Source organism: Allobrachymonas chironomi DSM 19884, from assembly GCF_000374625.1.
Classification (GTDB): Bacteria; Pseudomonadota; Gammaproteobacteria; order Burkholderiales; family Burkholderiaceae_C; genus Brachymonas; species Brachymonas chironomi.
This window is the reverse complement of record NZ_KB894765.1, coordinates 440,033-461,344: the sequence shown is the minus strand read 5'-3', so window position 1 is coordinate 461,344 and position 21,312 is coordinate 440,033. Positions and strand designations below refer to the sequence as shown.

Here is a 21,312-nt window from a genome sequence, read left to right as displayed (position 1 = left end):
GAAGCTGCTGCCATGTCCCAAGCCCTGGGTCCCGCCGTGTTTCCCGATGCCGAGCGCGCACGCCTGCTGGCCCTGAAAGGGGTCGGGCCGGCGGTGCTGCTGCGGCTGGAGCAGACGGGCCATGCGCCGCTGGCGGCGCTGGTGGGTGCCGATCCAGTGGAAATCGTGGCGCAGATTGCCGACCTGATGGCGTCCTCCTGCTGGAAGAACAACCCGCATGCGATCCGTGCCATTGGTGCCGCCATTGATCTGGCCAACCACCTGCACGAAGAGGGCGAGGCCTGATGCGCGCCGACCAGTTGCTGCTAGAACGCCAGCTCGCCGGCAGTCGCAGCCAGGCCCAGCGCCTGATTGCGGCTGGTGTGCAGTGGCGCCTGCCGGGAGCAGCCTGGCAGCCGGTGCGCAAGAACGGCGAGGAGCTGCCGGTGCAGGCCGAACTGCAATTGCAGGATGCGGCCGAGACGCGCTATGTGTCGCGTGGCGGGCTCAAGCTGGAAGGAGCGCTGCAGGCCATCGGTCTGGATGTGACCGGTCTGCGTTGCCTGGATGTGGGCCAGTCTACCGGCGGTTTTACCGATTGCCTGTTGCAGCACGGTGCGGCGCAGGTCACGGGACTGGACGTGGGCCAGGGCCAGTTGCATCCGCGCCTGCGTGCCGATGCCCGCGTGAGCGCGCACGAACAGCTCAACGCGCGTGATGCCGCCGCCGTGGCGGCGGCACTGGACGGGCAGGACGGCTTTGATCTGCTGGCAGGCGACCTGTCCTTTATTTCGCAGACGCTGGTGCTGCCCGCTGTGCTGCCCTGGCTGAAGCCGGGTGGCCGGGTGCTGATGCTGGTCAAGCCGCAGTTCGAGCTGCAGCCGGCGCAGATCGGCAAGGGCGGTATCGTGCGCGATCCGGCCCATTACGCCGAGGTGGAGCATCGCCTGCGTCAATGTTGCGCCGGGCTGCAGCTGGAGGTGCTGCACTGGCTGGACAGCCCGATTGCCGGTGGCGATGGCAACCGCGAATTCTTTCTGCATGGCCGCAAGGCCGGCAGCTGATACAAACAACCGATTTTTTGAAAAAGGACTGACGCCATGACTGCGCCATCCCTGAGTTTTGAATTTTTCCCGCCCAAGACCCCGGAAGGGGCCGAGAAACTGCGTCTGGCGCGCCAGAAGCTGTACAGCCTGCAGCCCGAGTTCTGCTCGGTCACCTACGGGGCCGGCGGTTCCACGCAAAAGGGTACGTTCGATACCGTGCAGGAGATCCTGCAGGAAAACGTGCCGGCGGCCAGCCATTTTTCCTGCGTCGGCGCCACGCAGGCCAGCGTGCGCGAGCAGCTGGACACGCTGCGCCAGATGGGCGTGAAGCGCCTGGTGGCGCTGCGTGGCGATCTGCCCAGCGGCCACGGCCTGGGCGGCGAGTTCATGCACGCCAGCGATCTGGTCAGCTTTATCCGTGTCGAAACCGGGGATTATTTCCATATCGAGGTGGCCGGCTATCCCGAAATCCATCCGCAGGCGCGCAGCCCGGAGGCGGACCTGCGCGCCCTCAAGGCCAAGGTCGATGCCGGTGCCAATGGCGTCATCACGCAGTATTTCTTCAATGCCGATGCCTACTTCCGCCTGGTGGACGAGGCCGCCACGCTGGGAGTGAGCGTGCCCATCGTGCCCGGCATCATGCCGATCACCAGCAGCAGCCAGCTGATCCGCTTCTCGGATGCCTGCGGGGCCGAAATCCCGCGCTGGATCCGTCTGCGCCTGCAGTCCTACGGTGACGATGTGGCCAGCATCAAGGCCTTCGGTCACGAAGTGGTGGCCGATCTGTGCGAGCGCCTGCTGGAAGGCGGCGCGCCTTCGCTGCATTTCTACACCATGAACCAGGCTGGCCCGACCACCGAGCTGTGCAAGGCCATCGGCGCCTGAGCGGCTGCCGCCGGGCACGCATGCAGACAGGCCGATCCCGTCACGGGATCGGCCTGTTGCGTTTCGGGTAGACCGACTCAGTCGGCAGGGGCTGGCGGAGGCTCGGCTGCTGCCGCATCGGACTGTGGCTTGCGGCCCGGGGTCATCAGCGCATACCAGTCCACCTTGCGCGTGGCCACCATCACCAGCGCCAGCACCACGAACAGCGCGATCGAGCCGGCGAGCAGGGCGTTGTCCTGCAACTGCAGCAGCAGATAGAGCAGGCCGTACAGCAGGGCGATGCCGATGGCGAACGGCACACCACGCCTCCAGCCGTGCAGGATGTGGCTGGCGTAGAAGCCCAGCAGCAGCACGCAGGCCGTGGCGGCCACCAGATAGGCCAGGCTGAATGCGTAGTGCTCGCCCAGGCCGGTCAGCAGCAGGAAGAACACCGCCAGCGCACTGCCCACCAGCAGATATTGCACCGGGTGCACGCGCAACTGGCGCAGCACCTCGAACATGCCTACGGCAACAAAGGTCAGCACGATGAACAGCAACCCGTACTTGCTGGCACGGTCGGCCAGGGTGTAGGGGTCAACCGGGTTCACGAAGCGTACCTGGAAGCTGTCCAGACAGCTCTTGCGCGGACCGTCGTTGGCGATTTCCACGCCGTCCACGACGGCGGTGGCGGCTTCGGCTGCGCTGGTGGCATGCGTCTGAGAGTCCGGCAGGAGGTCGGTGCTAGCGTGGCAGATCGGTGTGCCGGCATGGAAATCGGCCACCGCGCTGGTGGCCAGGTGCGATACCTGCCAGCTGGCCACGAAGCCGTCGTCACGCACCTCACGCGTGGCGGGCAGGAAGGCGCCGCCAAAGCCCGGATGCGGCCAGTTGCTGGCGAGCTGCAGCTGCGTATCGTCCCCCATCGGAACAATCGCCAGACTGCTGGTGCCGACCAGTTCCAGATCGATATGGACCTGCATTTCGGGCAGCTGGTCCTGGCCCTGGACCAAGGGCTGGAGTGAGGTGTGGATGCCCTGCGGAGCCTGGGACAGCGTGGTGCCGGGCGCGGCTTCCAGCGTCTGGCCATTGATCTGGATGGTGCTGTGGCGGATGCCACGCGTGTCGCCCACGGCCAGCATCAACACCGGCGTGGTGCACTGCATGCTGCCGCCTTTCGGCAGATGGGCATCCGGACGCAGCGAATTGGCCTCGAAACGGGCCTCGATGCGGCTTTTCAGGGTAAAGGTGTTGACCGGGAAAATGCCCGATTGCAACTGGTTGACCGTGACTTCGGCGCCGTTGATGCGCAGGGAGGCAGGCGACAGGGTGCTGCGCAGCTGCTTGCGCATGCTGCTGGTGCTGCCGTCTGCACCACGCTCGGTCCAGCTTTGGGTGCATTGCTGCACCAGCAGCGGGCCGATCACGCTCTGCGGGCCGGCCGTGCCCTGTACCACACGCTGCACGGCGGCATCGCGGTAGGACTGGCGGTCTTCCAGCACTTGGCGGATGCTGAACAGCATGCTCAGCAGCACCAGCAGGATCAGGCCCAGGGCCAACAGTTTGGTAACGGGGGTACGCATGGCAAAGTCCGGTAGTGGATGATCGTCTGCAGTATGACCAGTCCCTGCGGGAGCAGCATGAAGTCGGTGAAGCGGAGGTGAAGTCGGCGCTAGTGTTCCTGCGGCCGGAACTCCAGCGTCACCTGCAGGCCGGGGCTGCGCTGGGTAAACCGTACCCGTCCCTGATGCAGCAGCATCACCTGCTGCACGATCGCCAGACCCAGGCCGCTGCCACTGCGGCGGCCATCCGGACGCTGCGTGGTGAAAAAGCGTTCGCCCAGACGCGGCAGGGCGTAATCGGGCACGCCCGGCCCACTGTCCTGCACCACCAGCGTATCTGCCGTGGCGATCAGCTGCACGCTGCTGCCGGCAGGGGCAAAGTCGATGGCGTTGGCCAGCAGGTTGGAGCAGGCCAGCACCACCAGCTCCTGATCCAGTTGCAGCGTGGCGCTGTCCTGCACCAGCAGCTCCAGCCGGATCTGCCGCAGGCTGGCGGCATCCTGCTGCAGCGCGATGGCACGGCGTGCGCAATCGGCCAGGCTGGCAGGTGCGGGCTGCGGCAGGGCCTGCAGCTGTTCGAGCTGGTTGAGCTGCAGCAGCCGGTCCACCAGGCGCTGCATGCGCTCTGCCTGCTGGCCGATCTGGCCGGCAAAGCGCTGGCGGTCGGCGTCGGGCAGGTCGTCCTCCAGCAGTTCGGCGGCGCTGCGCACCACGGCGATCGGGCTTTTCAGCTCGTGCGTCAGGGTGCGCACATACTGCTCGACATATGCGTGTCCTTCCAGACGCTGGCGCATGGCATCCATGGCATGCGCCAGCTCGCCGAGTTCGCCAGGCACTTCGGGAATGGGCGGGGCAGGCGTGGCACCGGCCTGCACGCTGTTGGCGTAGCGCTGCAGCTTGCGCACATGCCAGACCAGCCACAGCGTCACCAGTACCCCCACCAGGGCCGACAGGCCCAGCAGCCACAATCCCTGGGCCATGATCTTGCGCTCGGCACGATCGATAAAGCCCTGCACCGTGCGGTTCGGCTTGGCCACGGTCAGCACACCGATGATGGCATGGCCCCGGTAGATGGGCGCCGCCACATGCATGACCGAACTGGCCTCATCGTCCGGCTGGTCGCGGGTGGTGCGGGCACCGTACTGGCCACGCAGGGTCAGGTAGACATCGCGCCATTGCGAGAAGTCGCGCCCCGTGTCCTGGCCCGTGGAGTCATACAGCACGATGCCACGGGCATCGGTCACGTAAATGCGGTAGTCCACCCGGGTCTTGTGCAGCCCCCAGATGCGCGCCTGCACCGGGCGCTGCACATAGGCGTCAACGGCACGGCCAAAGCGTGTCCGGTCAAATGTTGCCGCAGGTGCGATGGCCCCGGCCTGGATGGCCGCCACATCGGGGGCATCGGGCGCGAAGTCGCCAGCCGCCAGCTCGGCCAGCACATGGGCGGTATCGACCAGCGTGTCCTCCATCACCTCACGTGCACTGGGCTTGATTTCGGCCGTGAAGATCTGCAGGACGAACAGCGCCGCCAGCCCGTTGATCAGGAAAAAGCCGAACAGCAGGCGCAGTCCCAGACCGATACGGAAAGTGCGCTTCATGGCGTGGCCGGCAGTGTCAGGCTGTAGCCCATGCCACGGTGCGTGACAATATAGTCATGGGCCGGATCGGCCTCGCGCAGCTTGGCGCGCAGGGTTTTCACATGGGTATCCACGGTGCGATCAGCGCTGTCGGCCTGCAGCCCCCAGACACGGTCCAGCAGGTAGTCTCGCGCCAGAATGCGGCCCTGGTGTTCCAGCAGGCAGGCCAGCAGCCCGTATTCCATGCGCGTCAGCGGCAGGGGGCTACCCTGCAGCAGCATGCGCTGGCCGGCAGCATCGTGCTGCAGCCGGGCGGTGGCAACCGGTGCGGAGGTGGGCATGGCGCTGCGACGCAGCAGGGCGCGCAGGCGGGCGACCAGCTCGCGCGGGCTGAAGGGCTTGGTCAGGTAGTCATCGGCCCCCAGCTCCAGCCCCAGTACGCGGTCCAGCTCGTCACTGCGTGCGCTCAGCAGCAGAATCGGCAGGGTGGCGGTGGCGGCGTCCTGGCGCAGGCTGCGGCAAAAATCCAGCCCGCTGCCATCGGGCAGGCCGATATCGAGGATCAGGGCGGCAAAACGGGCATGCGCCAGCTGCTGGCGCGCATCCTGCAGCAGCAGGCAATGCGTCATGGACATGCCCTCGCGGGCAAAGGCATACACCACGGTGTCGGCAATGGCCGGATCGTCCTCGACCAGCAGCAGGGGCAGGGTGTCAGCAGGGTGCATGGGCGCAGTGTGCCACAGCCTGCTGCCGGATCAGGTTCAGTGCGCCGGCTGCTTGCCGCGCAACTTCTGGATCAGCGTGACGACCATCAGCACGATGGCACCGGCGATGATGCCGACGACCAGGTTGGCCAGCATGCCGGTGATGGAGCCGACCATACCGCCCCAGTCCAGCGACACTTCATGCAGCCAGCTGACCAGCGGGCCGATGCCGTGCGCCAGAATGCCGCCGCCCACCAGGAACATCGCCAGCGTACCGAAAAAGGACAGGCCGCGCATCAGCCAGGGCGTTCCCTTGAGCAGGGCGTTGCCCAGCCACTGGCTGAAGGCACCGGATTTCTGGCTCAGGTACAGGCCGGCGTCGTCCAGCTTGACGATGCCGGCCACCAGGCCATACACGCCAATCGTCATCAGGATCGCCATGGCGACGACCACCAGAATCTGCGTGCTCATCGACGCACCGGCCACCGAACCCAGCGTCAGCACGATGATTTCAGCCGACAGGATGAAGTCGGTGCGGACCGCGCCCTTGATTTTCTCCTTCTCGGCGGCCACCACATCCACCGCCTGGTTCTGCGCCAGCACATCCTCGTGATGGGCGTCGGTGGCTTCCTTGCCCTGCAGGAACTTGTGCGCCAGTTTTTCCACGCCCTCGTAGCACAGGAACAGGCCGCCCAGCATCATCAGCGGCGTGATCAGCCAGGGCGCAAAGGCACTGATCAGCAGCGCCAGCGGCACCAGGATCGCCTTGTTGACGAAAGAGCCCTTGGCCACGGCCCAGACGACCGGCAGTTCGCGATCGGCCTTGACGCCGGTGACCTGCTGGGCGTTGAGCGCCAGGTCGTCCCCCAGCACGCCGGAGGTTTTCTTGACCGCGACCTTGGTCATGGCAGAGACGTCATCCAGTACGGTGGCAATATCGTCAAGCAGAACGAGCAGGCTGGTAGCCATGGGAAACCTTTCGGAAAAATGCGGATTGTTGCGAAATTGTAGGGATTTTGCGGCGCTCGTGCTGGCCGCCGGGCACGCCTGCCTGGCCCGGAGTGTGCGATAGGTCCGGCGAACGGAGATAAAAAACGCCTGTGTCCGCGAGGGACACAGGCGTGCTGCAGGCCTGGGATCAGGCCTTGCGGCTTACAGGGCGATCACGCCGCCATCGGTGCGCGTCACCACCACGGTGGAAGAACGCGGGCGCTTGTGGCCCTTGTGGTGGCTGGTGATGCCCGGCTGGTTGCCCGGCCAGTGGCTGGTGAAGGTGTTGGTGGCGAAGTCGCCCTTGTCCTCACCCGGGTGCTGCACGTTGAAGAACAGCGTCTTGCCGTCGGGCGTGACCACCACGCCGGTGATTTCGCAGTCGAACGGGCCGACCAGGAAGCGGCGGATATTGTCCTCGGTCGGCTTGGCACCCATGATGGTCTGCTGGCCTTCCTTGGTCGTCACCTTGGTGCCGTCACCCACTTCACCCGGAATCGCAGCCAGCATCATGCAGTTGGTCACGTCGGTGTAGGCGCCATCGTCGGTCTGGATCCACAGCAGGCCGTGTTCCTGTGCGCGGCCATCGAAATACAGGCCGTCGGGGCTGGAGAAGTCGTTGGCAGCCGTCAGGCCGGACAGGTTTTCGCTGCGGTTCTTGTGGCCTTCCGGCAGCATGGTGGCAGAACCGAACACATAGATGTCCCACTGGAACTTGGTGCCGGCCTGGCCGCCTTCTTCCTTCCAGCGCACGATCTGGCCGTTGGCGTTGCTGACGCGCGGGTTGGCGGCGTTCAGGTTTTCAGCCGTACGCTGCGAGTTGTTGGTCATGGCCATGTACACCTCGTTGTTCAGAGGGTTCACGCCACCCCACTCCGGGCGGTCCATCTTGGTAGCGCCACGGAAGTCGGCTGCCAGACGGCAGTGCATCACCACGTCACCCTGGTCGGCGAAGGGGTACACGGGGTTGCTGGCGTCGATGCCATTCTTGCCGTGGGTCAGCTCCAGCCATTCGCCGCTGCCGTCGTCATTGAACTTGGCCGCGTACAGCTTGCCCTTGTTCAGGTACTTGTCGCCAGCGGCAGAACCGCCGTTCACGTCAGCCGGATCCCACTTGGCATCGGACACGAACTTGAACACGTATTCGTTGCGGGCGTCGTCACCGGAGTAGATCACGATCGGCTCGCCAGCCTTGGCCGGAGCCGGCCAGGCGCCTTCGTGGTTGAAGCGGCCCAGGTAGGTACGCTTGACCGGCGTGCTGTCCGGACGGAAGGGATCGATTTCCACGACCCAGCCGAAGGTGTTGAAGATGTTGCGGTAGTCGTCCTTGGCTGCAGCGCCGGACACGCGGCTGTTCCAGCGCTGGAAGCGCTCGCCTTCGGGGCTATCCCACAGATAGGGGTTCTTGCGACCAGCGGGCAGGCCGTAGCGCTTCAGTGCGACGACTTCGGCTTCGCTGCGCTGGGCATCGTCACCTTCGGCACGGCCGATCACGTTCAGGAAGTTCTCTTCGCAGGTCAGGTAGGTGCCCCAGGGCGTGTAGCCGCAGGCACAGTTGTTGTTCATGCCGAAAGCCTGCTTGCCATCGGCAGACAGCTTGTTGACCAGCTTGGCGTTGCCGGCAGCCGGGCCACCAAACACCATCGGCGTTTCGGAGTGGATGCGGCGGTTGTACTTGGAGCCGCGCACCATTTCCATGGCATTGCCGCCGTTACGCTTGACTTCGGAAACGCTGGCACCGTGGGCGTAGATTTCCTTGATCACCTCGTCAGCCGGGCGGACGCCGTCCGTCACGGTGCGGCCGTTGGCGTGCAGGCCATACGGTGCCACCACGTATTCGTGGTTCACGCACAGCAGGCCACGGTCGGAACGGCCGGCATCGAACTTGCCGTCATCGCTCAGGCCGAAATAGTACATGCCGTCATGGCCATCACCGATACGACGCTGATAGGACTCGGCTGTTTCCAGGCCCTTGTCGCCCCAGGAGGTATCGCCAAAGTGCAGCGGATCGCCCAGTGCGTGCAGGATGCTGACTTCGTAGCCGTCGGCGATCGTCACCAGGTCGGCATTGGTATGAGGAACCGAGTTGAAGCTCAGCTTCAGTTCCTTGGCGGGCGGGGTGGAGGGGGTGGAAGGGGTGGAAGGGGTATTGTTATCGTCACCACCGCAAGCCGTCAGACCGACGCTGCCCAGCAGCACGCCGGCGGAGGTGGCCACACTGCCGCGCAGCACGCTGCGGCGGTTCAGGTTGGCAGCCAGCACGTCGGAAAAATGGGCGTTGCTGCTGTGGTTGACGATTTCGTTATCGTCGTAGATGACAGAGGGGGTCTTGTCTTGCATGAGGACTCCGTAAGAGGGTTGGGGGCGAAAAAATGCGTTGCCGGCAGATCATGCCCCTGCCAAATGACGGATCGGTGAACCCTGCTTGAAGATTGGGTGACATGGCCGGTGGCGCATGTCACCGTGCGCTGTCTCAGCCCAGCGTCACGCGCAGGAACTTGCGCTTGCCCACCTGCAGCACGTAGGTGCCGGCACTCAGTTTCAGGCCCTTGTCGCTGACCACCTGGCTGTCCACGCGCACGCCGCCACCATCGATCAGGCGGTTGGCCTCGCCGGTCGAGGCGGTCAGGCCGGCCTGCTTGAGCAGGGCACCGATGCCGACTGCGGCACCCCCTTCGGCCAGCGGCAGACTGCGCTCGTCGATCTGGTCCGGAATGCCGCCCTTGCTGCGGTTGATGAAATCCTGTTCGGCCGCCTCGGCAGCGGCGGCACTGTGAAAACGTGCGGTGATTTCCTTCGCCAGAGCCACCTTGGCATCCTTGGGGTTGCGGCCGGCCTCGATCTCGGCGCGCAGGGCGGCAATTTCGGCTTCGCCACGGAAGGAGAGCAGGGTGTACCAGCGCCACATCAGGGTATCGCTGATGGACAGCACCTTGGCAAACATGGTGTTGGCCTCTTCGGTCACGCCAATGTAGTTGTGCTTGGACTTGGACATCTTCTCCACGCCGTCCAGGCCTTCCAGCAGCGGCATGGTCAGAATGCACTGCGGCTCCTGCCCGTATTCTTCCTGCAAATGGCGGCCCATCAGCAGGTTGAACTTCTGGTCGGTACCGCCCAGCTCCATGTCGGATTTCAGCGCCACCGAATCGTAGCCCTGCATCAGCGGGTACAGGAACTCGTGCACGCTGATCGAGTTGCCGGCGTGGAAGCGGTCGTGGAAATCGTTGCGCTCCATCATGCGGGCCACCGTGTAGCGTGCCGCCAGCTGGATCATGCCGCGTGCGCCCAGCTGGTCGCACCATTCGCTGTTGTAGCGGATTTCGGTGCGTGCCGGGTCCAGCACCTTGCTGGCCTGCTGGTAATAGGTCTCGGCGTTGAAGCGGATCTGTTCGGCGGTGAGCGGCGGACGCGTGCTGTTGCGGCCGGACGGATCGCCAATCAGGCTGGTGAAATCGCCGATCAGGAAGATGACCGTATGGCCCAGGTCCTGCAGCTGGCGCAGCTTGTTCAGCACCACGGTGTGGCCCAGGTGGATGTCGGGCGCGGTCGGATCCAGGCCCAGCTTGATGCGCAACGGCGTGCCGGTCTGCTCGGAGCGGATCAGTTTCTTCAGCCAGTCATCTTGCGGAATCAGCTCGTCGCATCCCCGCAACGTGGTCTGCATGGCATGTTTTACTTGATCACTGGGTTCCAACTGCTTGTTTTCGGTGGAATTGTTCACGGTCATAAAAAATTTCCAGGATGTTCCGGGCGGGAATAAGCCCCTGATCTGTTATGTGCTCTTGCAGCAAATTCAGGGTTGTGACAGGCAAATGCTGTCATACTCCGACAATCATGTCGTCCTGTTCCTACAACTGTGTGGGGCAGGACGATCGTTTGGCAAGACTGGTCACCATTTTATCCATGGGCGCCAGTGGCAGGCAGCGGCAACGTCTCTTGGCACAGTCCAGGGACAGGGCATCACGCCGGTTTTTCCGGTTGCGTGCTCGCCGTGCAATGCAGGCAACGGCCCGGCAACAGGGTCTGCTGTCATGCAATGCCGTACATGCAGGTCATGTGCATGCCTTCCGGAAGAACAGGTTGCTTGATGAATACACAAGAACAGGACGTCATGTCCCAGGAACAGCAGGGTACCCTGCGTCAGGCTGCCCATGAGGCACGCGACTGGCTGCGTACCCATCCTGGTTTTGGTGCAGCAGGTCTGGTCGTTTCCCTGGCACTGGGTGCCAGCGGTGCCTTTGCCGTGGTGCAACCGGCCAATGACCAGGTGGTCGTGCGCCAGGTGCTGGAAGTGGTCCAGCCCGTCACCAGCTACGAGCAGCAGTCCGCCGCCTTGCGCGCCCACGACTTCACGCTCTACCGCAGCACCGAAACGCGCAGCACCGATACCGCTGGCGCGCTGCTGAAGCGCATGGCCGTGCAGGATGGCGCGGCCGAGAGCTATGTGCGCGAAACGGATGCCGTGCGTACCGAACTGCTTGGCCCGCAAGACCGTCTGGTCAAGGCCGAGGTCTATCCCGATCACCGCCTGAAGCAGCTCACCGTGAGCTGGCTCGATGCCGAGCGTCCCGGTCGCTACCGCCAGATGACCCTGACGCGCACCGACAAGGGCTTTGTGCACCAGGTCAAGACCGGCTCGGCCGAGATGACCGTGGCGCTGGCCCAGGTAAATGTGCGTGACTCCTACTTCCGCGCCACCACCCAGGCCGGTATTCCCGAGGCCGTCGCCAACCAGGTGCTCGACATTTTCGAGCCGGTGGCTGACGTCCAGCGCGAAATCCGCAAGGGTGACCAGCTGCAGGTGGCCTACGAGCGCTATCTGCTCGATGGCCAGATCCTGGGTGCCGGCCGTGTGCTGAGCGCCTCCGTGCAGGTCAAGAGCGGCAGCCATCAGGCGGTCTGGTACCAGCCGGCGCGCAAGTCGGCCAAGGGCGATTACTACACCCCCGAAGGCGAGGGCCTGACGCCCGCACTGCTGCCGACACCGGCACCCGGTGCCGTCATCACCAGCCACTTCTCCTCCTACCGCATTCACCCGGTCTTCGGTGTCGGACGTCCCCATACCGGTGTGGACTATGCGGCCCCCACCGGCACGCCGGTACAGACGATTGCCGATGGCGTGGTCACTTTTGCCGGCTGGCAGAATGGCTATGGCAACGCCATCGAAATCCAGCATGGCGGCAAGCAGACCACTTTCTATGCCCACCTGAGCAGCATTGGCGTACGGGTTGGCGAGAAGGTCGAGCAGGGTGTCGAGATCGGCAAGATCGGCAGTACCGGCTGGTCGACCGGACCGCATCTGCACTTCGAAACGCGCAACAACGGCGTGGCCGAGGATCCGATGGTGGTACTGGCCGAACAGCGCAGCACCGGCATCGCCGCTTCTGAACGCGAGGCCTTCCGCCAGGTGGTGGCCCAGGCCCAGCGCAACTGGGATATGGCCGAAGCCATCCAGCTAGCCAGCGCCGAGTGATCGCCGCTGATCCTGCCTTCCAGCAGCCCGCTGCTGCCGCATCTGCGGCGGGCGGGCTGTTGTGCATCGGGCTGATGTCCGGCACCTCCATGGATGGTGTCGATGGCGTGCTGGCCGAATGCCGTGTCGCCGCCGACGGCAGCCCGCAGCTACACCAGCGCGCGCTGGTCAGTCTGCCGATGCCTGCCGCCCTGCGTGAACAGCTCTGGGCGCTCAACACCCCTGCCGACAACGAATTGCACCGTGCCGCCCTGGCCGCCAATGGCCTGATGCGCCTGTACGCCGATTGCAGCCTGCAGCTGTGCCGCGAGGCCGGCATAGCGCCGCAGCAGGTGGCCGTACAGGGAGCGCATGGCCAGACTGTACGCCACCGTCCCGGCCAGTTTGACGGCACGGGCTACTCGCTGCAGCTGGTCAACGGGGCCTTGCTGGCCGAACTGACCGGCATGGCCGTGGCCTGCGACTTCCGCAGCCGTGATGTGGCCGCAGGCGGGCAGGGCGCACCGCTGGTACCGGCGTTCCATCAGGCGATCTGGGGAGCTGACCAGCCGCTGGCGGTACTGAATCTGGGCGGCATCGCCAATCTGAGTTTTCTGCGTCCCGGCCAGGCTCCGCTGGGTTTTGATTGCGGCCCGGCGAATGCCTTGCTGGACTGGTGGTGCCAGCGCCATACCGGTCAGCCTTACGATGCCGGCGGCCAGTGGGCGGCCCGGGGTCAGGTACTGCAGCCGCTGTTGCAGCGCCTGCTGGCCGAGCCCTATCTGCAGCAGCCACCGCCCAAGAGTACCGGTCGTGACCTGTTCAACCCGGACTGGCTGATGCAGCAGCTGCAGGGCCATGCCGATGCGGCCGCCGTCGATGTGCAGGCCACATTGACCGCCTACACCGCCCGGGCGGCGATCCAGGCCGTGCAGCAGCAGGCGACCGATACGCAACGCCTGCTGGTCTGTGGCGGCGGGGTGCGCAACCAGACCATCCTGCAGCATCTGCGCGCCGGATTGCCCGGTGTGCATGTCAGCTCCACGGCTGACCACGGCATGGACCCGCAGGCGGTCGAAGCCATGGCCTTCGCCTGGCTGGCCTGGAACTGCTGGCTGCGCCAGCCGCTGGATCTGTCGGCTGTGACCGGTGCGGCGGGCCCGCGTGTGCTGGGCTGCATCTACCCGGCCTGAGCGCTGCGCTGCCAACAGGAAGGGACGCCCATGGGCGTCCCTGATCGTTCAGGGAGCGATGTCCCCGTCTTGTCAATTACAGGCTGTCGCCAAAGTCCTCGCGGAACTTGGCCACCAGCTTGTCCTGCCAGTCGCCGATGGGCGCCAGGCGGCCGTAGAAGAAGCGCAGGATTTCCGGCTCCTCGACAAAGCGCAGGCCGCCGATCAGCTGGCGGTTCTGGTACAGCCAGACGATGCGGTCGATGGCATATTGCACCTGCGACAGCGTGAACACGCGGCGCGGCATGGCCAGGCGCAGCAGCTCCATGTTGGCCATCGGCTCGCTGCCATCCGGATCGCGCTGCTCGGACATGGTGCCGCGCTCCATGCCGCGCACGCCGCTGGCGATGTACAGGGCGGCAGCCATGGCACCGGCGGGGTACTCCTGCTGCGGAATGTGATCCAGGAACTCCATCACGTTGATGTGGCAGCCCAGGCCACCGGCCGGGGTGATCACCGGCACGCCGGCCTTCTGCAGCTCGTCCACCATGTAGGCGATGAACTGCGGGCCCTGGCTGATCACGTCCTCATCCATGGTTTCGTCCAGGCCCACGGTCAGCGCTTCCATTTCGCGCACCGACATGCCGCCATAGGTCAGAAAGCCTTCGTACAGCGGCACCAGGCCGCGCATCTTCTCGAACAGGGCCTTGTCGCGGATGCAGATGCCGCCGCCACGCGCACAGCCCAGCTTGCGCGCCGAGAAATAGATGATGTCGCACTGGTCGGCCAGCTGGCGCGTGATCTCGCGGATCGACAGCGGCTGGCAGCTTGCCTCGCGCTGCTTCAGGAAATACAGGTTGTCGGCCAGCAGGCTGGCGTCCAGCACCAGCAGCAGGCCGTGCTGCTGGCACACCTGGCGGATCTCGCGCAGGTTCTGCAGCGAAATCGGTTGGCCGCCGATCAGGTTGGTGCCGGCTTCCATGCGCACGAAGGCGATCTTGTCGGCGCCGTGCTGCTGCACCAGGCCCTGCAGCTTGGCGATGTCCATGTCGCCCTTGAACGGCTCGCTGCTGGTGACCTGCAGGCCCTTGTCGGCAATGATTTCCTCGACCGTACCGCCATTGAGCACGATGTGGGCCTTGGTGGTGGTGAAGTGGTAGTTCATCGGCACGATGGTGCCGGGCTTGACAAAGGTCTGCGCCAGGATGTTTTCGCAGGCACGGCCCTGGTGCGCCGGAAGGAAATAGTCCATGCCGAAGATGTCCTGCAGCTTGTCGGCCAGACGGGTGTAGGTGGCGCTGCCGGCGTAGCTGTCATCGGCCACCATCATGGCGGACTGCTGGCGGTCGCTCATGGCGTTGACACCGCTGTCGGTCAGCATGTCCATGAACACATCCTCGTTCTGCAGCAGGAAGGTGTTGTTGCCGGCTTCGGTCATGGCCTGCAGGCGTTGTTCGACTGGCGGCAGATTGAGTTTCTGGACGATGCGCACCTTGTGCATTTCCAGCGGGATCTGCTTGCCGCTGAAGAACGAGACCTTGGCCATGGGGAAATCTCCGAAAGAGGGGGATGTGAAAGCGGAACGACACCTGGCCGCTTCAGGCCAGGCTATCGGATAGGTAGCCCCATATTATGCGCCTGCATAAAGCATGCAGCCGCCAGGGCGTGCCGGATGGCGCTACGGATGCAGGATCAGCCGCCGCTCTCGACCAGCCAGCCGGCACCGCTGCCGCGCTTCAGGCACTGGTGCACGGCCGGCAGCGCGGCATCCAGCTGCCCCTTGAGCACGAAGGGCGGGTTGATCACGAACACGCCGCTGGCGCGCAGGCCGGGGTGGGCCTGCTGTTCATCATCGCGGCCGATGGAGAGCGTGGCGTGCAGCCAGGAGCGGCCGGCGCGCTGTGTCATGCTCTTGAGCTTGCGCGGCAACTCATGGGCTTCCGGGCGCGGAATCACCGGGTACCAGATCATGTAGCAGCCGGTGGCGAAGCGGCGCAGCGCATCGTCGATGCAGCTGGCCACCTGGCCGTAATCGGTCTTGAGCTCGTAGCTGGGGTCCATCAGGATCAGGCCGCGGCGGCTGGCCGGTGGCAGCATCGCCTTCAGGCCCATGAAACCGTTATTGCGGATCACCTGGATTTGCGCCCCCTTGCCGAACTCCTCCATGTGCTTGGACAGCAGCCGGCCATCGGTCGGGTGCAGTTCGAACAGGCGCAGCTGGTCCTGCGGGCGCATCATGCTGGCCGTGATGAAGGGTGAGCCGGGGTATTTGCGCAGACCGCCGCCCGGATTGAAGCCGGCCAGCAGATCCAGGTAATCCTGCAGTGCTTCGGGGGCCGGCTTGCCGCCAGGGCCGTATTGCTCCCACAGCGGCAGAATGCCCTCGACGGCTTCGCCGCTGGTCTGGGCATCGCTGCTGTCCAGCCGGTAGACGCCGGTGCCGGCGTGGGTATCGGCCAACAGCAGGGGCGTGTCCTTGGCGCTGACGAGATAGCGCAGGATGGCCAGTTGTGTCAGGTGCTTGAGCACATCGGCATGGTTGCCGGCATGGAAGGCGTGGCGGTAGCTGAACATGATGTGCAAATGGTACAGGGCTTTGTGCGCCAAAGGACGCTACAGCGGGAAATTTGCGCAGACCACGGATTTCTTCGTATAATCACAGGCTTGCTTGCGATTTCGGCCCGCGGCAAGAGCAGTACCCCCACCTAAGAGGTTCCGTCAGAAGAACACCGACCGTGGAATAGGCCGGACGCCCGCGTCGTGCATGGTGCACGGCAGGCTAGCGAAATAGCCACCAAACCACTTTTCCCAAGGAAATGAAACCATGAAAACTTTCAGCGCAAAACCCGCTGAGGTGCAACATGAGTGGTTTGTGATTGACGCCACCGACAAGGTGCTCGGACGGGTAGCCAGCGAAGTTGCCCTCCGTCTGCGCGGCAAGCACAAGGCCATTTACACGCCTCACGTTGACACCGGCGATTACATCGTCGTCATCAACGCCTCCAAGCTCAAGGTCACGGGTACCAAGAGCCTGGACAAGATGTACTACCGTCACTCCGGTTTCCCGGGCGGCATCACTGCCACCAACTTCCGCGACCTGCAAGCCAAGCATCCTGGCCGTGCACTCGAGAAGGCCGTCAAGGGCATGCTGCCCAAGGGTCCTCTGGGTTACGCCATGATCAAGAAGCTGAAGGTGTATGGCGGTGCTGAGCATCCGCACAGCGCCCAACAACCCAAAGTGCTGGAAGTCTAAAGGAGCATCACAATGATTGGTGATTGGAACAATGGCACCGGCCGTCGCAAATCCAGCGTCGCCCGCGTGTTTCTGAAAAAAGGCTCCGGCAAGATCACGGTCAACGGCAAGGACATCGAATCGTTCTTCGGCCGCCAGACCTCCATCATGATCGCCAAGCAGCCGCTGGCCCTGACTGAAAACCTGGAAGCCTTCGACGTGCAAGTCAACGTGCACGGCGGCGGTGAATCCGGCCAGGCTGGCGCCATCCGCCACGGTATCACCCGTGCGCTGATCGACTACGACGCAGCGCTGAAGCCCGAGCTGAGCAAGGCCGGCTTCGTGACGCGTGACGCCCGCGAAGTGGAACGCAAGAAGATCGGTCTGCGCGGCGCCCGCCGTGCCAAGCAGTTCAGCAAGCGCTGATACTGGCCCGATCCGGCAGAAAACCGCACTGGCTTTGGCTGGTGCGGTTTTTTTTGTGCCCGTGCGGCAACAGCACTTGTCCCCACCCGGCCAATGGTTGAGTAGATTGCTGTACTATTGGGCATTCCCATTATTTGATAGACGAGAACACCATGACCACTGCTACCGATGTCAGCACTCCTGTGGCTGATGCGCCTGCTTCCGACGATCCGATCCTGTTCACCGAAAGCGCTGCCGCCAAGGTGGCTGACCTGATCGCCGAAGAAGGCAACCCGGATCTCAAGCTGCGCGTGTTTGTGCAGGGCGGCGGCTGCTCCGGCTTCCAGTACGGTTTCACCTTCGACGAAATCACCAACGAAGACGATACCGTGATGACCAGAAACGGCGTTTCCCTGCTGATCGATGCCATGAGCTTCCAGTATCTGGTCGGTGCCGAAATCGACTACAAGGAAGACCTGCAGGGTGCCCAGTTCGTGATCCGCAACCCGAATGCGACCACCACCTGCGGCTGCGGCTCCAGCTTTACCATGTAATCAACTGGATCGGCCTGCCAGCGTGCAGGCGTCCAGCAACGGGCCGCCTTGCAAGGTGGCCTTTTTCATGACTGTAGGAATCCTTTCGTGAACCAGAATCCTTCCGCACCTGCCCCGGCCGATGACCGTTCGCTGCGCATCCTGCTGTGGCTGGTGGCGGTCGGCTTCTTCATGCAGACGCTGGATGGCACCATCGTCAACACCGCGCTGCCGGCGATGGCGCGCGACCTGAACGAAAGTCCCTTGCGCATGCAGTCGGTCATCGTGGCCTACTCGCTCACCATGGCTACGCTGATCCCGATTTCGGGCTGGCTGGCCGACCGTTTTGGCACGCGCCGCATCTACATGGGGGCGATTCTGGTGTTCGTGCTCGGCTCCCTGTTGTGCGGCATGGCCGGCAGCCTGCGCGAACTGGTGCTGGCGCGGGTGGTGCAGGGTGCGGGCGGGGCGCTGCTGCTGCCGGTAGGGCGGCTGTCGGTGCTGCGGGCCTATCCCAAGGAGCAGTTTCTGGCGGCGATGAGCTTTGTCGCCATTCCCGGCCTGATCGGGCCGCTGATCGGGCCGACGCTGGGAGGCTGGCTGACCGAGGCGGCTTCCTGGCACTGGGTGTTCCTGGTGAACGTGCCGGTCGGCCTGCTCGGCTGGCTGGCGGCCACGCGCTATCTGCCGGATTTCCGCGGCGAGGGCAGGGTACGGCTCGATGTGGCCGGCTATCTGCTGCTGGCGCTGTCCATGGTGATGGTGTCGCTGTCGGTGGATGGCGTGCACAGCTATGGCCTGCCGGTGGTGGCAGCGGTGGTGATGCTGGTGAGTGGACTGGCCTGTCTGGCCGCCTATTTCGTGCGCGCCTCGCGTCAGGCGCAGCCGCTGTTCCCCCTGGGGCTGTTCCGCGTGCCTTCGTACACCATCGGTTTGCTGGGCAACCTGTTCTCGCGGCTGGGCAGCAGTGCCATGCCGTTTCTGGTGCCCCTGCTGCTGCAGCTTGGCATGGGCTATTCGCCGGCCCAGGCCGGCATGACGATGCTGCCGATGGCGCTGGCCGGCATGCTGGTCAAGCGACTGGCCACCGGTACCATTACCCGCTACGGCTATCGCACGGTGCTGGTAACCAATACCGTGCTGCTGGGCCTGCTGATTGCCAGCTTTGCGCTGGTGCCGCTGTACCAGAATGTCTGGCTGATGCTGCTGCACCTGGCCGTGTTCGGTGCCTGCAACTCGATCCAGTTCACTGCCATGAATGCGCTCACCCTGCATGATCTGGATCCGCACCAGGCCAGCAGCGGCAACAGCCTGTTCTCGATGATGCAGATGCTGGCGATGAGCCTGGGCGTGGCACTGGCCGGGGCCGTGCTCGGGGCGTTCAGCGACAGGCTGCAGCTGGATGGTCATGGCGAAGGCGTGGTGCTGGCGCTGCAGGGTACCTATCTCTGCATGGGTCTGATGACGCTGGCATCGACCTGGATTTTCTGGCAGCAATCACCCGAATCGCGCCTCACGCGCAGGTTGCAGCGGCTGGATGTGACCGAATAGGCGCTGGTGCCGGACTGGTGCGTGGGGCCATCGGTCCGCGGTGTGTTTTTTTCCGGGGCGGGACTACACTAGCGCACACCATCCCATTTTTCAGGTGTTCTGTGGCATTCCGCTTTCCTCCTCCCAAAGTCCTGCTGATGCTGTCGGCTGTGGCCGCCATCATCACCATTGGCCTGAAGATGATGGCCTGGTATCTGACCGGGTCGGTCGGCTTCCTGTCTGATGGCCTGGAGTCCTTCGTCAACCTGGCCGGTGCAGTGTTTGCGCTGGCCATGGTGACGGTGGCCGAGCAGCCGCCGGACGAGATGCACCCGTTCGGGCATGACAAGGCCGAGTACTTTTCTTCGGGCTTCGAGGGCATCCTGATTTTCGGCGCGGCTGCCGCCATTCTCTGGGCCGCGGTCGATCGCCTGTTTCATCCGCAGGAGCTGGAGCAGCTCAGCTGGGGCATGGCGCTGTCGGTGGCCAGCACGGTACTGAATGCGATCGGTGCCTGGGTACTGATCAAGGCGGGGCGGCATCACCGTTCGCCGGCGCTGGAGGCCGATGGCCGCCATCTGCGTACCGACGTCTGGACCTCGATTGGCGTGATTGTCGGTGTCGCGCTGGTGCACCTGACCGGCTGGCTCTGGCTGGATCCGGTGGTGGCCATCGTGGTGGCGCTGAACATCATGCGGGAAGGCTGGCACCTGATCCGTGTTTCCGGCAACGGCCTGATGGACACGGCACTCAAGCCCGAGGAGCAGGCGCAGATCCAGCAGATCCTGGACGACTACGTGAACCGCGAGCGTGATGCGCAAGGCCGGGAGCTGTTGCGTTTTGACCATGTGGCCACGCGTGCGGCTGGCCAGCGCAACTTTGTTTCCATGCACATGCACATGCCGTCGAACTGGTCGATTGGCAAGTCGGCCAAACTGCGCAACGATCTGGAGCATGCGCTGATGCAGGCGCACCCGCACCTGCATGCCACCATCGAGATGCTGCCGTTTGACGTGGAGCCGCACCAGTCGCTGTTCGATGCCGCAGAGACCGACGCAGCCGCAGCGGTGCCGGAGCCAACCGCGAGCACCACGGCCTGAACCGGCTGCGGGGCCTGTAGATTGTTGCCGGTGGATACAGAGGGTGACACTTTCGTCATGCAAGTTTCATGGAAACGCATCATTCCTGTCATATGCTGCAGCCAAACTGCTGGAATTGAACGATAGATGACAGGATGTCCCGATGAAAGATCTGCCTACTCCCACGCTGGACTTGTCGCCACGCAAGCGCGGCCTGCCGGCCCTGTTGCGCAAGCCGCTGCTGATGACGGGAACGGCTGCAGTCCGTACGGTAGCGGTAGCGCCGCCATCCCTGCCGGCCAGCCCTGTGCGCACTGAGGCATCCGTGCGCCAGCAGCCCTACCAGATCCAGTGGGCGCGTCACCTGGACGAGGTGCGCGAGGCCCAGCGTCTGCGCTACCAGGTGTTTGCGCTGGAAATGGGCGCACGTCTCAAGTCCGACCTGCCGGAACACGATATCGACCTGTTCGATGACTATTGCGAGCACCTGCTGGTGCGCGATGCCGACAGCGGCATGGTGGTCGGCACCTACCGCGTACTGACACCGGCGCAGTCGCGCCGCATTGGCGGCTTCTATACCGAAACCGAATTTGACCTGGTGCGCCTGCGCCATCTGCGCAGCAATATGGTGGAGCTGGGGCGCAGCTGCGTGCATGCAGAGCACCGTTCGGGTGGCGTGATCCTGGCGCTGTGGGGTGCGCTGGCCGAGTTCATGTCGCGCAACCAGCTCGACACCATGGTCGGCTGTGCCAGCATCCCGATGCAGCACCAGGGTCTGCCCAGTGGCCATGCGGCCGCCAGCATCTGGCAACAGGTGCGCGAAAAGCATCTGGCGCCGATCGAATACCGTGTCACGCCGCGCCTGCCGCTGCCGGTGGAAGAACTGCAGTGTGACGTGCAGGTGGATCCGCCGGCGCTGATCAAGGGCTATCTGCGCATGGGTGCCAAGGTGCTGGGAGCCCCGGCCTGGGACCCGGACTTCAATACCGCCGACCTGCCGATGATGGTGCGCGTGCCCGAGCTGCCGCCCCGTTACCGCCGCCAGTTCGGCCTGTAATTTTCCGCACCGGGCAGGCCAGCCAGTGGCTCGCCCGATCTGTTCCCGTGCCTGCTGCGGTGTCTTGCCGTGCAGGCACGTTTTATTGCAGGGACAGCTGCCGGATCGGGCAGGGCGGCGGAGTACGATGAAA

General features: G+C 64.4%; 19 protein-coding genes. 11 read left to right on the top strand and 8 right to left on the bottom strand.

Annotated elements, in window-relative coordinates; genetic code table 11:
• The first annotated feature begins 12 nt into the window (after window positions 1-12).
• The 3 genes from C513_RS0102210 to metF are packed head-to-tail and all read left to right on the top strand — an operon-like array spanning window position 13 to window position 1,910.
• Entirely contained in the window at window positions 13-285 is a 273-nt protein-coding gene (locus C513_RS0102210) for a hypothetical protein (protein ID WP_018714396.1), read from the top strand.
• Window positions 285-1,043 (top strand): TlyA family RNA methyltransferase, encoded by a 759-nt coding sequence (locus C513_RS0102205; RefSeq protein WP_018714395.1) that lies wholly within the window; start codon window positions 285-287, stop codon window positions 1,041-1,043. Before C513_RS0102210 ends, C513_RS0102205 begins: the two co-directional genes overlap by 1 nt.
• A 36-nt stretch (window positions 1,044-1,079) precedes the next feature.
• Window positions 1,080-1,910: a methylenetetrahydrofolate reductase [NAD(P)H] gene (metF, locus tag C513_RS0102200; RefSeq protein ID WP_018714394.1), complete on the top strand. Its 831-nt coding sequence runs from the start codon at window positions 1,080-1,082 to the stop codon at window positions 1,908-1,910.
• 77 nt (window positions 1,911-1,987) lie between these two features.
• Here the strand turns inward: metF and creD are convergent, their stop codons facing one another.
• The 6 genes from creD to tyrS all read right to left on the bottom strand — a co-directional run bounded on the left by creD (window position 1,988) and on the right by tyrS (window position 10,383).
• Window positions 1,988-3,469 (bottom strand): cell envelope integrity protein CreD, encoded by a 1,482-nt coding sequence (gene creD, locus C513_RS0102195; RefSeq protein WP_018714393.1) that lies wholly within the window; start codon window positions 3,467-3,469, stop codon window positions 1,988-1,990.
• An 89-nt stretch (window positions 3,470-3,558) separates the two neighbouring features.
• Window positions 3,559-5,046, bottom strand: coding sequence for a two-component system sensor histidine kinase CreC (gene creC, locus C513_RS0102190; protein ID WP_018714392.1), 1,488 nt, complete (start codon window positions 5,044-5,046; stop codon window positions 3,559-3,561).
• Window positions 5,043-5,750, bottom strand: coding sequence for a two-component system response regulator CreB (creB, locus tag C513_RS0102185; RefSeq protein WP_018714391.1), 708 nt, complete (start codon window positions 5,748-5,750; stop codon window positions 5,043-5,045). The genes creC and creB overlap by 4 nt, the downstream gene beginning before the upstream one ends.
• A 36-nt stretch (window positions 5,751-5,786) precedes the next feature.
• A complete protein-coding gene (locus tag C513_RS0102180) occupies window positions 5,787-6,698 on the bottom strand; it encodes a DUF808 domain-containing protein (RefSeq protein WP_018714390.1) in 912 nt (303 codons plus the stop codon).
• Window positions 6,699-6,881: 183 nt separating this feature from the next.
• Window positions 6,882-9,059, bottom strand: a complete 2,178-nt coding sequence (locus C513_RS0102175; protein WP_018714389.1) for a PhoX family protein — start codon at window positions 9,057-9,059, stop codon at window positions 6,882-6,884.
• 133 nt (window positions 9,060-9,192) lie between these two features.
• Window positions 9,193-10,383, bottom strand: coding sequence for a tyrosine--tRNA ligase (gene tyrS, locus C513_RS0102170; RefSeq protein ID WP_425386757.1), 1,191 nt, complete (start codon window positions 10,381-10,383; stop codon window positions 9,193-9,195).
• A gap of 423 nt (window positions 10,384-10,806) precedes the next feature.
• Between tyrS and C513_RS12480 the strand changes: the two genes are divergently transcribed.
• Entirely contained in the window at window positions 10,807-12,192 is a 1,386-nt protein-coding gene (locus tag C513_RS12480; protein WP_018714387.1) for a M23 family metallopeptidase, read from the top strand.
• A gap of 74 nt (window positions 12,193-12,266) precedes the next feature.
• On the top strand, window positions 12,267-13,364 hold the full coding sequence (locus C513_RS0102160; RefSeq protein WP_051084377.1) for an anhydro-N-acetylmuramic acid kinase: 1,098 nt from the start codon (window positions 12,267-12,269) through the stop codon (window positions 13,362-13,364).
• A gap of 76 nt (window positions 13,365-13,440) precedes the next feature.
• Here the strand turns inward: C513_RS0102160 and C513_RS0102155 are convergent, their stop codons facing one another.
• On the bottom strand, window positions 13,441-14,889 hold the full coding sequence (locus tag C513_RS0102155) for a tryptophanase (RefSeq protein ID WP_018714385.1): 1,449 nt from the start codon (window positions 14,887-14,889) through the stop codon (window positions 13,441-13,443).
• Window positions 14,890-15,035: 146 nt separating this feature from the next.
• Window positions 15,036-15,917 (bottom strand): 23S rRNA (adenine(2030)-N(6))-methyltransferase RlmJ, encoded by an 882-nt coding sequence (locus C513_RS0102150; protein ID WP_026320453.1) that lies wholly within the window; start codon window positions 15,915-15,917, stop codon window positions 15,036-15,038.
• 250 nt (window positions 15,918-16,167) lie between these two features.
• Here C513_RS0102150 and rplM point away from each other — a divergent pair, with 250 nt between their 5' ends.
• From rplM to C513_RS0102120, 6 genes are all read left to right on the top strand, one after another.
• Window positions 16,168-16,596 carry a 50S ribosomal protein L13 gene (gene rplM, locus C513_RS0102145; protein ID WP_018714383.1) on the top strand — a complete coding sequence of 143 codons (429 nt, stop codon included), beginning with the start codon at window positions 16,168-16,170 and terminating at the stop codon, window positions 16,594-16,596.
• Between the two features lie 12 nt (window positions 16,597-16,608).
• Window positions 16,609-17,001: a 30S ribosomal protein S9 gene (gene rpsI, locus C513_RS0102140; RefSeq protein ID WP_018714382.1), complete on the top strand. Its 393-nt coding sequence runs from the start codon at window positions 16,609-16,611 to the stop codon at window positions 16,999-17,001.
• 152 nt (window positions 17,002-17,153) lie between these two features.
• Window positions 17,154-17,534, top strand: coding sequence for an iron-sulfur cluster insertion protein ErpA (gene erpA / locus C513_RS0102135; protein WP_018714381.1), 381 nt, complete (start codon window positions 17,154-17,156; stop codon window positions 17,532-17,534).
• 87 nt (window positions 17,535-17,621) lie between these two features.
• Window positions 17,622-19,064: a multidrug transporter subunit MdtD gene (mdtD, locus tag C513_RS0102130; RefSeq protein WP_018714380.1), complete on the top strand. Its 1,443-nt coding sequence runs from the start codon at window positions 17,622-17,624 to the stop codon at window positions 19,062-19,064.
• Window positions 19,065-19,201: 137 nt separating this feature from the next.
• Entirely contained in the window at window positions 19,202-20,143 is a 942-nt protein-coding gene (locus tag C513_RS0102125; protein ID WP_018714379.1) for a cation diffusion facilitator family transporter, read from the top strand.
• A gap of 142 nt (window positions 20,144-20,285) precedes the next feature.
• Window positions 20,286-21,179 carry a GNAT family N-acetyltransferase gene (locus C513_RS0102120; protein ID WP_018714378.1) on the top strand — a complete coding sequence of 298 codons (894 nt, stop codon included), beginning with the start codon at window positions 20,286-20,288 and terminating at the stop codon, window positions 21,177-21,179.
• The last annotated feature ends 133 nt before the right edge of the window (window positions 21,180-21,312 follow it).

Bases quoted from the DNA above. Each gene is read 5' to 3' on its own strand.
- C513_RS0102210 (WP_018714396.1), top strand. From the start codon at position 13: ATGTCCCAAGCCCTGGGTCCCGCCGTGTTTCCCGATGCCGAGCGCGCA.
- C513_RS0102205 (WP_018714395.1), top strand. From the start codon at position 285: ATGCGCGCCGACCAGTTGCTGCTAGAACGCCAGCTCGCCGGCAGTCGC.
- metF (WP_018714394.1), top strand. From the start codon at position 1,080: ATGACTGCGCCATCCCTGAGTTTTGAATTTTTCCCGCCCAAGACCCCG.
- creD (WP_018714393.1), bottom strand. From the start codon at position 3,469: ATGCGTACCCCCGTTACCAAACTGTTGGCCCTGGGCCTGATCCTGCTG.
- creC (WP_018714392.1), bottom strand. From the start codon at position 5,046: ATGAAGCGCACTTTCCGTATCGGTCTGGGACTGCGCCTGCTGTTCGGC.
- creB (WP_018714391.1), bottom strand. From the start codon at position 5,750: ATGCACCCTGCTGACACCCTGCCCCTGCTGCTGGTCGAGGACGATCCG.
- C513_RS0102180 (WP_018714390.1), bottom strand. From the start codon at position 6,698: ATGGCTACCAGCCTGCTCGTTCTGCTTGACGATATTGCCACCGTACTG.
- C513_RS0102175 (WP_018714389.1), bottom strand. From the start codon at position 9,059: ATGCAAGACAAGACCCCCTCTGTCATCTACGACGATAACGAAATCGTC.
- tyrS (WP_425386757.1), bottom strand. From the start codon at position 10,383: ATGCAGACCACGTTGCGGGGATGCGACGAGCTGATTCCGCAAGATGAC.
- C513_RS12480 (WP_018714387.1), top strand. From the start codon at position 10,807: ATGAATACACAAGAACAGGACGTCATGTCCCAGGAACAGCAGGGTACC.
- C513_RS0102160 (WP_051084377.1), top strand. From the start codon at position 12,267: ATGTCCGGCACCTCCATGGATGGTGTCGATGGCGTGCTGGCCGAATGC.
- C513_RS0102155 (WP_018714385.1), bottom strand. From the start codon at position 14,889: ATGGCCAAGGTCTCGTTCTTCAGCGGCAAGCAGATCCCGCTGGAAATG.
- C513_RS0102150 (WP_026320453.1), bottom strand. From the start codon at position 15,917: ATGTTCAGCTACCGCCACGCCTTCCATGCCGGCAACCATGCCGATGTG.
- rplM (WP_018714383.1), top strand. From the start codon at position 16,168: ATGAAAACTTTCAGCGCAAAACCCGCTGAGGTGCAACATGAGTGGTTT.
- rpsI (WP_018714382.1), top strand. From the start codon at position 16,609: ATGATTGGTGATTGGAACAATGGCACCGGCCGTCGCAAATCCAGCGTC.
- erpA (WP_018714381.1), top strand. From the start codon at position 17,154: ATGACCACTGCTACCGATGTCAGCACTCCTGTGGCTGATGCGCCTGCT.
- C513_RS0102125 (WP_018714379.1), top strand. From the start codon at position 19,202: ATGCTGTCGGCTGTGGCCGCCATCATCACCATTGGCCTGAAGATGATG.
- C513_RS0102120 (WP_018714378.1), top strand. From the start codon at position 20,286: ATGAAAGATCTGCCTACTCCCACGCTGGACTTGTCGCCACGCAAGCGC.